At 54.2% G+C, this 11,415-nt stretch carries 12 protein-coding genes; 2 read left to right on the top strand and 10 right to left on the bottom strand.

The genetic code is table 11. The features are described from left to right. Positions 1-8 precede the first annotated feature (8 nt). From lptM to SCU88_RS01000, 10 genes are all read right to left on the bottom strand, one after another. Positions 9-230: an LPS translocon maturation chaperone LptM gene (gene lptM, locus SCU88_RS01045; RefSeq protein WP_138095243.1), complete on the bottom strand. Its 222-nt coding sequence runs from the start codon at positions 228-230 to the stop codon at positions 9-11. Positions 231-347: 117 nt separating this feature from the next. Continuing rightward, positions 348-1,040 carry an EAL domain-containing protein gene (locus SCU88_RS01040; RefSeq protein ID WP_175342023.1) on the bottom strand — a complete coding sequence of 231 codons (693 nt, stop codon included), beginning with the start codon at positions 1,038-1,040 and terminating at the stop codon, positions 348-350. Continuing rightward, positions 1,037-2,707, bottom strand: coding sequence for a Wzy polymerase domain-containing protein (locus SCU88_RS01035; protein ID WP_431810076.1), 1,671 nt, complete (start codon positions 2,705-2,707; stop codon positions 1,037-1,039). The genes SCU88_RS01040 and SCU88_RS01035 overlap by 4 nt, the downstream gene beginning before the upstream one ends. Beyond that, positions 2,707-3,258, bottom strand: a complete 552-nt coding sequence (locus SCU88_RS01030; RefSeq protein ID WP_175342021.1) for a fimbrial protein — start codon at positions 3,256-3,258, stop codon at positions 2,707-2,709. Before SCU88_RS01030 ends, SCU88_RS01035 begins: the two co-directional genes overlap by 1 nt. Positions 3,259-3,269: 11 nt before the next feature. Then, positions 3,270-4,325, bottom strand: a complete 1,056-nt coding sequence (locus SCU88_RS01025; protein ID WP_175342020.1) for a fimbrial protein — start codon at positions 4,323-4,325, stop codon at positions 3,270-3,272. Then, positions 4,322-4,930, bottom strand: coding sequence for a fimbrial protein (locus SCU88_RS01020; protein ID WP_175342019.1), 609 nt, complete (start codon positions 4,928-4,930; stop codon positions 4,322-4,324). The genes SCU88_RS01025 and SCU88_RS01020 overlap by 4 nt, the downstream gene beginning before the upstream one ends. 16 nt (positions 4,931-4,946) lie before the next feature. Further along, positions 4,947-5,684 (bottom strand): fimbrial biogenesis chaperone, encoded by a 738-nt coding sequence (locus SCU88_RS01015; protein ID WP_431810144.1) that lies wholly within the window; start codon positions 5,682-5,684, stop codon positions 4,947-4,949. Positions 5,685-5,748: 64 nt separating this feature from the next. Continuing rightward, positions 5,749-8,217: a fimbria/pilus outer membrane usher protein gene (locus SCU88_RS01010; protein ID WP_175342017.1), complete on the bottom strand. Its 2,469-nt coding sequence runs from the start codon at positions 8,215-8,217 to the stop codon at positions 5,749-5,751. Between the two features lie 39 nt (positions 8,218-8,256). Continuing rightward, positions 8,257-8,799 (bottom strand): fimbrial protein, encoded by a 543-nt coding sequence (locus SCU88_RS01005; RefSeq protein WP_431810075.1) that lies wholly within the window; start codon positions 8,797-8,799, stop codon positions 8,257-8,259. 63 nt (positions 8,800-8,862) lie between these two features. After that, positions 8,863-9,405 carry a fimbrial protein gene (locus SCU88_RS01000; RefSeq protein ID WP_175342016.1) on the bottom strand — a complete coding sequence of 181 codons (543 nt, stop codon included), beginning with the start codon at positions 9,403-9,405 and terminating at the stop codon, positions 8,863-8,865. A gap of 695 nt (positions 9,406-10,100) precedes the next feature. On the opposite strand from SCU88_RS01000, the gene SCU88_RS00995 reads away from it, so the two are divergent. Both SCU88_RS00995 and SCU88_RS00990 read left to right on the top strand, forming a co-directional pair. Further along, positions 10,101-10,901 (top strand): winged helix-turn-helix domain-containing protein, encoded by an 801-nt coding sequence (locus SCU88_RS00995; RefSeq protein WP_175342015.1) that lies wholly within the window; start codon positions 10,101-10,103, stop codon positions 10,899-10,901. Between the two features lies 1 nt (position 10,902). Then, positions 10,903-11,412 carry a FidL-like protein gene (locus SCU88_RS00990; RefSeq protein WP_175342014.1) on the top strand — a complete coding sequence of 170 codons (510 nt, stop codon included), beginning with the start codon at positions 10,903-10,905 and terminating at the stop codon, positions 11,410-11,412. Positions 11,413-11,415: the final 3 nt, after the last annotated feature.

Below are 11,415 nucleotides of genomic sequence, written 5' to 3'. Positions count from 1 at the left end.
GACATTAATCAGTAGATAACCTGGGTCGGACCATCGCCCGTTGCGCGATCGTTGCGATCGGGAACGGTGGACTGGATCGTCTGTTCTTCCTGCTGCGGCTGCGCGGTTTGTTGGGGGTTTTCAGTCGCTTTTTTCTCTTCCGGAGGAAAATAGAGCGGCCCCTTCAGGCCACAGCCCGTCAGGGTAAACAGTGCCAGCCCTACGGCCAGCGGACAGAAAATCTTTTTCATTCCTGGGTGCCTGTCGTTTATACGTTCTGCTGTCTATCATCGCAGGTGACCACTGAAAAGCAAGCATCTGTCGCAAATGCCAGGTGGGAAGTCTGACACCTGTCGGCATCCAGACCGTCAGGGTAGCGTCAGCACGCTCTCCGGGAACAGAAAGCCCTGTACACAGTCCACGCCAGCGCGGCGACAACGCGCCAGATCGTCCCCGGTTTCAATACCCTCGATCACCACCACGCCACCTAACCGCCGTAGATTCTGTACCAGATCCTGAAGTGGCATTTCACGCATACGGTAGCGCTGCCAGACGCTGACGGAAACCTTAACGCCGTGAAAACCAACCTCAGGAAAGCCCCACTGCCCGGCCATCTCTGGCGGAAGATCGTCCAGCCAGATTCGATACCCTGCCTGGTGAATGCGGCTCAACTGCGCTATCAGCTGGCGCTGCGCAGTCACACTCAACTGCAACAGCCGCTCTGCATCCTGAATCTCCAGAATAATGCGATGCCCGACATTGAGCGCCACAATATCTTCCACCTTTGATGGATCGCAAAAGACCGCCAGAGGCAGGTTAACCGTAAAAGTGCCGGTCATCGGTATCAGCTCGCGGACCTGCCACATAAAGAGAGCGAATGCCTGCGAAACCGGCAGTCGCTGGAAAAATCCTTCAACATCGGTATGTTCGCTAAGCAGGCTGAGTGCTTCGCTGGCTACCAGCCGGTCGTCCTCTAAGCTAAAAATAGACTGTAGTCGCATCCCTTTCACGACCGACAGCGGCGGCATGCCGACGCAGCGGTTTTCCGTTTCTCTGATCATGGCTTTTCCTGATGTTGAGTTGGGTTAAGATGGGCGAGGCGTTGACGCAGCCAGGAAAGGCGTTCGTCATGAGGGTAATACCATGCAAAAGTCCGTAGCAGCCGCTGTGCCGCAGGGCGATCTCCCGCAGCAAACGCAATTCTGACCCGAACGAAAGCGACATTCGGATCCGGATGAACGCGCATGGCATCACCGGACCAGTCGCTAAACTGCTGAAGCCAACGCGCATCGCCGCTTGCCTGATAACGCTGAAGGCCGCCCATGCTGGCATCAAAACGATAGCGGTCGTACAGTAGCCAGGCCGCGGGAGGAACCGGCAGCGTCAGGCGCTGCTGCTGCATGTTCCGTTCCAGCCGGGTCAATCGATGTTGCACCGCCAGCGTATTCACCAACATCGGAACCGCCGCCAGCGCCAGCAGCACGGTCGCGCCGCTGGCCAGTTTGGTGATCGCGTTTACCGCCAGTCTGCGCCCCGCGCTCTTGTCGGCGCAGCGCAACACGGTCAGCAGCAGGAGCCAGTGCGGCGTGGAAAGGTAAAGCGGATACTCCGTCAGCAGGTGAATCACTACCGGTAGCGCCGTCACCAGCGTAGCGCGCCGCCAGGCGTTGCCCTTCAGCCACAGCAGCAGTCCGCCGCTCAGCATCATAGCCGCTGCCGCCAGCCCGGCGACGCCTCCCTCCACCATCCACAGCAGGATTTCATTGTGGGGATGAGACATAGTGGTAACGAACTCACCACCGAACAGTCGCAGATAATGCCAGCCAAAGCTACCGACCCCCCAACCGCGCCAGGGGTTGAGCAGAAACATTCGCCACGCGTTAACCAGTACCACCCAACGCGTATAAACGCTTTCGTCATGATCGACAAACGGTAACATAAACAGATGGCGAACCAGGACGCCGATCAAAACACCGCCGCTCAACAGCAGTAACAGGCCCGTAAGCTGTCGCCGCCGACCAGGAAAGACCAGCAGCAGCAACCCCCACCCTACGGCGACCCCCAGATAACCGGTTTGAGACTGACATTCGCCGATAACAAAACCCTGTAGCAGAAGCGCCGCCATTATCCCCCGACGCAGCCACGGCTCGCGGCGAAAAAACAGCAGCATTGATAGCAGCGCGCCGCAGGCAGCGAAATCCGCCATCACATTAACCTGCTGGAAGATGCCGTAGGGGCGGGCATAGCGCCACCACGGAAATTCCCACAGCGATGTCGCCAGCCGCAGATACTGGGCCAGAAAGGCCAGACATTCGATATTCACAGCTAGCCACAAAATCGTCAGCACCGTGCGTCTGCCGCGCCCTTCCAGCGGCAACCGGAACAGCAGCAGATAAAACAGCAGTCCTCCCGCAATACCGGCGGCGCGCATCATCCCAACGCCGCGCCATACAGCAGGCGTCAGCAGACAAAGCAGTACCAGCAACGCAGCCCCACCGCTAAACAGCAGCGCAGAGCGGGTGAGCGCCCAGTTACGCCCGCCGCCGCTGGCGCCGATAATCAATAGCACGCCGCAGGCATACAGCCAGGCGCCAATATTCATCGGGAGTTCCAGTCCGCTGCCGCCATTATTCATGCCATAAACGTGCAGCGTGCCGCACCAGAACAGTATGCTTAGCAGGATGAAGCCGCGATAAGTGCGCGATGGCGTAGGTTTAATGCCCCCCATCACTGGTAATTCAGGGTCCAGGTCGCCGTAGCGCTAAAGGCGCCATAGCGGATGGTCTGGTGTTCAATGGCCTCCGGCGAACCTTCAAGGTAAACCTGCCAGCTCAGCACCATGCTGTCTTGCGTGATCGCATGCGCTGTAGTGGGCTCACCCATTTTGATCGGCGTTCCATTCAGTTCCTGAAAACCGATCGCCACGCCGGAGGCGCCATCCTGACCATCCGGGGTAATGGCAATATGGTCCGCCAGCGCGCCGTCTTCCATGCCGTTAAATGTGACGGAGACACTGTTAAACACATCGGTGCGGCAATGCTCCAGATGAATATTCAATGGCTTAATCGCCACCTTCTTATTCAGATAGATATCTTTGACATTCACCTTGCCGAAATCGATATCGATCGCTTCATCGCCGCTCGCCACCTCACAGGGTAAGGCGATAACGGTGCCGTGAAACTTCATATCGCCGCCGAGAAGCGTTACCGCCGCGGATGCCATCAGCGGTGCCAGCAGCAGACTTCCCATTGCCGCTCGCAGAATAGAGAATAATTTCATCGTCTGCCCGCCTACTGAAATTCCGCCACCACCGTCGCCGATGATTCAAACTCGCCTTCGATCACGGTGCTTCCCGGCTTCGCCACCGGCGCCGCAGTCAGGTTCCAGTCGCCTTTGTTATTGTTAAAGCCCGGTATCTCATAGAATTTATTCGGCTGAACGATCGCCCCCGACTCATCTTTCAGCACAATACCCAGGTTGCTGCGATCGACTGCGCCGCTGGTGCCCAGATAATCCGAATTAAAGCTGGCGACGCCGACACCGTTAGGCTGAATACCCATACGAATATTTAACGCCCCGGTTTCAAAACTGCCCCCTTTGCACTCCACGTGAACAGGAACGCTTTTGACGTAGTTATCGCCGGTTAATTTTTCCGCCGATCCAGGGATGTCGCCAAACTCCACCTCAATGGTTTTTCCCTGATTAATGACGCACTTATCCGGAACGGTAATAATGCCGGAGGTAATCGCCACCTGTGAGATCGGCGTAGCTGGCACGCCCCCCATATTGCCAAGGCGCCCCATCACCTTCACCAGATCCTGGGAGGTCAGGTTCAGGCCATTAACGATGGGTTTGGTGACCATAAAGGTAACTTTGCCTTGTGAGCCGCTCTTTACATTACTGACCAGCTTATAAGGGGGACGGCAACCAACGTAGTTATAGCGATTCGACTCATTGGTGAAAGGCGCCACCACATATTGCTTACGCTGCCCGGCGATATAGACTTCAACCTTGACGTCCATATAGTCATTCAGTTTCAGATAGTCTTTGTTTCCCTGACTTGACGGGCTCATGGTTGAGGTCACCGTGTAATAAATCGGCGACACAGGGATGCTACTGGTGCAGTAAAAACGCACCGCGTAATTTCCTCCCAGGTTCCAGCTATCATCCACCATTCCCCCTGCCACATTATCCTCAATGCTCAGGTGATTCAGATTGATATTGTACTGGTGCAACGACCCCTCCGGAGCACCCTCGCCTTCGGTATATCCCCAGGCGGAAGCCGCGCCGATTAGCAGCGTAACGCCCAACGTCAAGCGCCGGGTCTGTCTCAACAGGGTGCTCATAGATACTCCAGCTTCAGACGAACCAGCCCGTAAAATTCACCGGCGGTCACGCTGCTTTCCGTCGACTCCAGCGCCGCCATCAAGGTAATAACGTTATCGCCCGGCTTCAGCACATAGAGCTGCTGCGGCTGATTCAGGCTCAACGGCCACGCCCGGGCGCTCAGCAACCGCAACCCCGCCCCCTGAACGTCGCCGTGAATCCGAACAAGATCGCTGTTGCCCGGCGCCGCTTCGGCCATAAAGGTCAAACCGATCCCGGTTTCCGCCGTTGAATGCATCACTGTCACCCCGCCGCCGCCCAGCGCCGGCGTGTCCGAAATGATCCTGGCGGCGCCCTTCAGACAGTCATTCAAACGCAGCGTGATAGACACCGGCTGGCTGCGATCTCCCGCCTGGTGGAAGCGTCGGGCTGAAATATCCCCTAGATCGATCGTCTGTTCGCGGGAAGCCATATCCAGGACGCAGGGCGAGGTGTAAACCCTGCCATGAAAATGCACATTGCCGTATTCGCCGGAAACTTCGCCGCGGGCGTGAGTTTCTTCAGCGGCCTGCGCGCCACTGAACAACAGAGCCGAGCCCAGCAGCGCCAAAATGGTCCGTTTCATCGCTTCTCTCCGGTTATTAGCGGGGTTGCTGCTCCATCGGCAGCGCGGTACAGGTTGGTCCGGCGCAGCGATACTTCAGCTCCGGATGGCCGCCGTAGTCGTTCACATACATCATGACGAAGCTGCTGACCGACGGATCGATAACCTTTATCTCAAGCGACGATCGCGGCGCGATCATGGTGCCCGGGAAGGTAGTGAGCTTGCCGCCCCCTTCCCGTTCCATCTTTCTGCTGAGTCCCAGCACGGTGATGTAATAAGGCGTAGGGTTATCGGCGATAAACTGGTTACCCCTTTTGTGGAACACCACTTTGTTCTGCCAGACATCGCCGCGATGGGCAGGAATAATGGCCGTCGGGCGATAGAACAGCTTGATTCGCGACTGCATCGCCAGTTGCAGAACGTTAGGCTTGTCCGGGCGTGGCGGAATTTCCCGAATATTCAGGTAGAACAGCGATTCGCGATCCTGAGGCAGGGAATGAATACCGTCGGTTTTCGTCACCCGGGCCACCCCTTTCTGACCTCCGTTAATGCGCTGTAAAGGCGGCAGCACCACCAGCGGCGCAGTGATTTTCTTGCCGCTGTCATCCTCCACCCACGCCTGAGCCAGGAAAGGCACATCGGGGCTGGTATTCACCAGGTTGGCGCTGGCGGAACGATCGCTGCCAGTAATAATGAGTCGCGTCCGGTCAGGCGCAATGCCTGCCAGCGCATCTGAACTGCAAACGGAAAGCGCCAACAGGCAGCCTAGCGCCAAACGACATAACGGTTTCACATGCATCCCCTAATCTTTCACTTATCTGACTAATTGACCGGCCGCGTTAGCGGCACGGCAGTAATACGGCGCTATCGTGGCGAATGGTCTGCGGTACCCGCAGTTGGCAACGCGCCTGACCATCCCAGACCACAGACAGCGTTTCATTCGCCTGTACGCCTGCAAGCCACACTTCGCCACCTTCCATCACCATGCCCACGCTGACGCCGTCGTGGCTGAAGACATCGGCGCCGAAAGGCGGCGCCGAGCCGTCTGGCCTGCGAATATGGGCCATCATTCTTTCACCCTGCGCCACGGCAAAGTGCTGATAGCCAATAGCCCCTTCCGTCAGCGTGCTGGTAGCGATGGCTTTGTTGGCTTCGATATCCTGATCCATGGTGTCGACGTCGATACGCGTGTCGAAGCTGTGGTAACTCACCACATCAGGCACGACAGCGATCCCAAAGCGGTTAGAGTGCACACGCTGCCCATTCAGCGGTACGTTTGCCACGCCGTCGGTATCCACCATCACCCGGGCGCTGTTAAGGCTGGCTTCGCTGTTATGCAGCGCGGCGCCGTAGCGGGTTGCCGTAACGCCGCCACGCAGCGTGCCGCCCACCGAGACATAACGCCCTTGCTGATAGCTCAAGCTGGACTCCATTTCCGCCATCGTGGCCCGATGCTGGTAATAGCCGTCCACGGCAACCCGGCCATCGCTGCCATGGCCCGCGCGAACGCGCCACGAATCGTTCACCCGGCGGTTATCGTTCCAGGAAATCATCTGACTGACGTCGCCGCCGGCGCTCTGTAGGTCATACCCCGCCCAGTTGCCGTCCCCCCACGGGACGGAAAGCGACAGAGACAGGCTATCGTCCCGCTGCCCCTGATAATCCGAACGCCAGGCGGACAGGTTAGCGGTGATTCCGCTCAACCCGGCAATATTGAAGGAGTGCGCCACCGAAAGGCCGTAGCGATCCTGCGAGGCGCGATCCCAGTAGTTCTGATGGGTGTAAGTCAGGAACAGCGTGGTCGCCCGGGCCGGATCCTCGGCCCAGAAGGTTTTATTCCCGGTGATGGTGTACATCTCCCGCTCATGGCCGATGCTGTCGTAGTGCTGGTACATTTCGTCCAGAAACTGCGACAGCGTACGGTAGGACTTCTGCGAGAAACGATAGCCTGCGAAGGTGATGGAACTGTGGTATTCATCGAAGGTTTTGGCATAGCTAAATTTCACCGAACTTCCGCGCTGGGTATCGCGAACCCGGCTACTGGACTGGGTGACATCCAGAGACATCGCACCCAGAACGTCGAGATCGCGCCCGATCCCCAGCGACCACGCGTTATAGCGTTCGCCAGTCAGAATCGTGCCGCCATACAGCGACCAGGCGTTACTGATACCCCACGAAAAATCGCCGGTATAAAATGCGGGCCCCTGCAGTTTGTGGTTGTAGCGGGAAGGCTTCCCGATCGCGGTGTTGTAACGGACATAACCAGGCCGCGTAAGATAAGGAATATTGGCGGTGTTGACCTGAAATGTCTGAACCGAACCATCCTGCTCTTCAACCTTGACGTCCAGGGTACCGCGTACCGCGCTACGTAAATCCTGAATGTTAAACGGACCGGCGGGCACCGTGGTTTGATACACCACATGAGCGTTCTGGCTAACCGTCACCCGGGCGTTGCTTTTCGCGATTCCATGGATTTCCGGCGCATAGCCCTGCAGGTTCGGCGGCAGCATTCGCTCGTCGCTCGCCAGGTTGATCCCGGTAAAGCGAACCGAGTCAAAAAGCTGAGAGTCGAGGTAGATTTCACCCGCAGTCAGCTTCGCCGCCATCATCGGCAGTGGGCGGTAAGCGTAAATCTGATCCCAGTTCACGCTATTTCCACCGTTACTGGAAGTCAGTTCAGCCTGATACTGGGCTCGCAGCCGCCACCCCCCAAGATTCATTCCCGCCTGCCCGTATCCGGAAAGGGAACGATAATCGCTGCCGCTGTCCTGATAGTGGCTCAGTTGTCCGGTCAGGTTGTAGTCGAACAACAGACCGGCCACCCCGTTGTCCCACCGCTCCGGTGGCACCCAGTCCGGGTCCGAATATTTCATCCAGGCCTGGGGAACCATGATACTGAGCACGCCCGCGCTGTTATTCACCGCCACGCCAGGCAACGTGCTGATGTCCGCGCACTCCGGTGACAGCATAGCGACCCGGCTCTGTGCCTCTTCCTTCAGCGCGAGCAGAGCCAGCTGGTCTGGCGTCAAACATACCCGGGATTTCTCCGGCGTTTCAGGATCGGCAACGTAGCGAATTTGCTGCTCCGGAATCTGCTGGCCATTAATATGCACCTCCAGCAGATAGGTTCCCGGCGCAATATAGTTTCCCGAAGCAAATCGCTTCAGGTCGACGTTCTGGCGGTCGCTGGCATCCAGCACATCGGTATTAAATTCAACGACATCATCGGACTTTGCCACCTGCGAATAACAGAACACCGCAATAAAGACAGCAAAGAAAGTCTTTTTTGTTTTAAGTTTTCTTGCCATGATTTTTTGCCTGTTCTTTACCTGAACAGGATCCCTGCCCTACTGATAATCGATAACAAAATGCGCCACAGCGCTAAATTCTCCGGCAGTCACGTGCCGATCATGGGAAACCAATGCCGCACGAAACCGCAGAACATTACTTCCCGCACTGAGTTCATAATCGGGAGATGGCACCCCAGGCGTAATGTTTCGCCCTTTATAATCAAACAACTCGATGCCAAACGAATCGCTCGGGGAGTACGCAACAAATAAATTTTTATTATGTCGATCGGTATTCCCGGTAAACGTAATACTGGCGCTGTGATATACGCTGCCAGGTTTATTCGGGCTGGCCAGCGAACAACCGCGGAGGTGAATACTGAAATTATGGCTGGTGAGCCCTTCCGGAATATCCGATATTTCCCTGGCGGACATATCGCCAAACTCAACCAGCAGATCCCGGTCTCTGGGATCGACATAACAGGCCGCTTCAACAATTTCACCCTGCATTTTTACATTGCCGTGCGTATTAACGAGCTCTCCGGCCGCTACCGACGCCGTCAATAGCATCAGGCCGGATAATAAAAATCGCAGTACCGACATTGTGGAATACCCCTGGCCGAATCATGCCGGGCGCGGCGTTGCCACCCCGCCCGGCACCGGGAATTACTGGTAGTCGATCTTGAAGTTGATCGTAGACTGGAAGTCACCCGGGGTGACGCTACCGGAGGCGTTATCCGCTTTCAGGTAAGCGACGAACGGAATTTCAGTCGTATCGTCGGTCAACTTAACCTGCGCGCTGGCCTGGCCCCAGACCACGTCCCGGTTACCGCTGTCTACCAGACCGATGCCCGCGCCTTTCGCGGAACCAGAGGTGATGGCTGCCAGCGTATTATCTTCAACGTCTACGGTGGTTGGGTTATAAGTCACCGTAGCGGTTTTCGCGACGGTGGTATCGCAGTACTGCAGCTCAATCTTCGCCTGCTTTTCGCCAGCACGCTGACCATCTTTCAGTTGAGAGGTCGGGATCTGCCCGAAGTCCACTTTCACCGGGCTGGAAGATGGAGCCAGACCACATGCGGAATTCACCAGCTCACCGCTGAATTCAATTTTACCTTCAGTAGGTTGTACATCCGTCGCCGCCATAGCAGACGCCGAAACCATCCCAGCCGCGCAGACCATAGCCAGTGCGATTTTATTAAATTTCATTTTTTCAAACCTATGCTGTTTCTTGATTTAGTCGCCAATAAATGATTGGTGGCCGTATCACAAGCCACCTCCCACCAGTAATTATCTGAACGGGTACTATTTATATGGCTTCCTGTTTATTTGCCTGATAGCTACCAATAAACAATGAGTTAACCGTAGTAACGCATTTAATCATTACGTTATCTCGTGTTGGTAGCGTGTTGCCATTCCCTGCAAATAACTTCATTCAGGTAATCAGGCATCCCTGTGTTGGCATCAACAATAATAATCAGTGATAGCAAGAAATAAACAAGAAAATACCATCCAGGTCAATTTCAGTTACTTCTTCACCAGATTAATTAACATTAATAAAAAAACTCTACCACGATGATAAAAGCAGCAAAAAAACAGATAAAAACACCTAATTCACATTAAACAACAGGATAAAATAAAGGGAATTCACAAATATATAGCTTATAACATCAATGACGGCATTCAAAATGCGACCAGGATTTATCCACAACATCATCATTTACAAGTGTCTCAGACTACTTTTATTACCCCTTTAGAAACAGCTGATCAAGCCCCTGTCTTTTTAACTTTTCATTTATAAAACATCACCAGCAATATTTTAACGTTACCACTATAAACACAAGACTTTTCATGTATAATAAATTCACTCGTTATTTCCGCTCACCCTGTATTCAGGAGGACGTGTGACGTCGTTATGTGATAGCCCACAGGCAGAGCGATCCATCATATATATAGATGAGACGCTGTTCTTAGATACAGCCAAAGGATATATAAAAAACATTACTACCGATTTATATACTGAGATAAATGGCACTGCCGCAAACCTGCTGCTTTACCTGTTACAACAGCGAAACACTCTGGTATCACGCGAAAGCATCCTGGAAAATGTTTTCATTAAAAACGGCGCCAGACCTACTCACGCAAATCTGAACCAGTACATCTCTTTCTTACGTAAAGCAATACATCAGACAGGTTATGAAGACGATATCATTATTACCGTGCCAAGAATGGGGTTCCGTATTAAGGAGTGTCATGCATTACCTCCCCCCGAGCAGGCATCGCCACGTTACCAGGAACTCGCCGAGACCAAACCTGCGATCCGGATAAAAAAAAATCATCTCTCGAAAAAAGTGTTTCTTTTCTTTGTTATTGTTGTCAGTACCACAACCCTACTGGCGAGTATTTTTTTCCTCAGCACAGGAGAAACAGAAAACAGAAATAACTCATTAGAGGTAACCTTTACCTATCAACAATGCCGGGCGTACTTCATTGACTACCAGAACTCGATCGCCGGTAATGTCCCAAAAGAACGCAAGATGTTTGATGACATAAAGCGCGAGCTGGACTGCGCTTCACCAAAAGATATCTATTTTTACATCCATGAAAACGATGAGATTGCACTGAAGTGGCGGTTCTACTCCATCTGCGAGAAATCATCCGGATATTATCACTGCAATAGCTTCTATTATGGTGATGAGGTATGACATGTTGTTCATTAATAAAAATAAAATCATTTTATTCACGTTACTGGCTACGCTGACATTAGCGATTTTAGCCACCGGCGCCGTTATCGCGTCGCACCGTAAAGAGACACAACTGCCTTGCGTGGCCGAGTTTAAGGTCACCCTCCATATGGGAAGCAGTGCCATTAACGCCCGGGGGATTTTTATCCTGCTTGAGGATACCGCAGACCGCCTCTCGCTTTCGGTTCAAAGCTCATTGCGAACCGACGGCGAAGAATACGTGGTGAATCGTAAACTGACTTATCAGATAGAGCAGCGCCATACGCCTCAGGCAGAGATGCTCAATATGCGCCTGATCGGCAGTGATAAATTCTGGACCGATTCGGCGCCGGATCGGCTGGGGGACAACTTTCTGTTTCAGACCTACCAGAAGAAGGGAACGCTGTATGTCATAAAGCACATCAACGATGATACTTTACTTATCGGCTCCGGATATTCCCCGATGTTTACCTGTGTGATTAACCGTTTCTGAGCA

This window comes from Jejuibacter sp. L23 (assembly GCF_050815825.1).
Lineage (GTDB): Bacteria > Pseudomonadota > Gammaproteobacteria > Enterobacterales > Enterobacteriaceae > Jejubacter > Jejubacter calystegiae.
Note: the sequence above shows the minus strand (reverse complement) of the source record. Positions and strands in the feature narration are given on the sequence as shown.

What these genes read in the sequence shown, in the direction of transcription:
- SCU88_RS01035 (WP_431810076.1), bottom strand. Translation starts at nt 2,707, where the DNA reads ATGGGGGGCATTAAACCTACGCCATCGCGCACTTATCGCGGCTTCATC.
- SCU88_RS01025 (WP_175342020.1), bottom strand. Translation starts at nt 4,325, where the DNA reads ATGAGCACCCTGTTGAGACAGACCCGGCGCTTGACGTTGGGCGTTACG.
- SCU88_RS01030 (WP_175342021.1), bottom strand. Translation starts at nt 3,258, where the DNA reads ATGAAATTATTCTCTATTCTGCGAGCGGCAATGGGAAGTCTGCTGCTG.
- lptM (WP_138095243.1), bottom strand. Translation starts at nt 230, where the DNA reads ATGAAAAAGATTTTCTGTCCGCTGGCCGTAGGGCTGGCACTGTTTACC.
- SCU88_RS01040 (WP_175342023.1), bottom strand. Translation starts at nt 1,040, where the DNA reads ATGATCAGAGAAACGGAAAACCGCTGCGTCGGCATGCCGCCGCTGTCG.
- SCU88_RS01010 (WP_175342017.1), bottom strand. Translation starts at nt 8,217, where the DNA reads ATGGCAAGAAAACTTAAAACAAAAAAGACTTTCTTTGCTGTCTTTATT.
- SCU88_RS01020 (WP_175342019.1), bottom strand. Translation starts at nt 4,930, where the DNA reads ATGAAACGGACCATTTTGGCGCTGCTGGGCTCGGCTCTGTTGTTCAGT.
- SCU88_RS00990 (WP_175342014.1), top strand. Translation starts at nt 10,903, where the DNA reads ATGTTGTTCATTAATAAAAATAAAATCATTTTATTCACGTTACTGGCT.
- SCU88_RS01005 (WP_431810075.1), bottom strand. Translation starts at nt 8,799, where the DNA reads ATGTCGGTACTGCGATTTTTATTATCCGGCCTGATGCTATTGACGGCG.
- SCU88_RS01000 (WP_175342016.1), bottom strand. Translation starts at nt 9,405, where the DNA reads ATGAAATTTAATAAAATCGCACTGGCTATGGTCTGCGCGGCTGGGATG.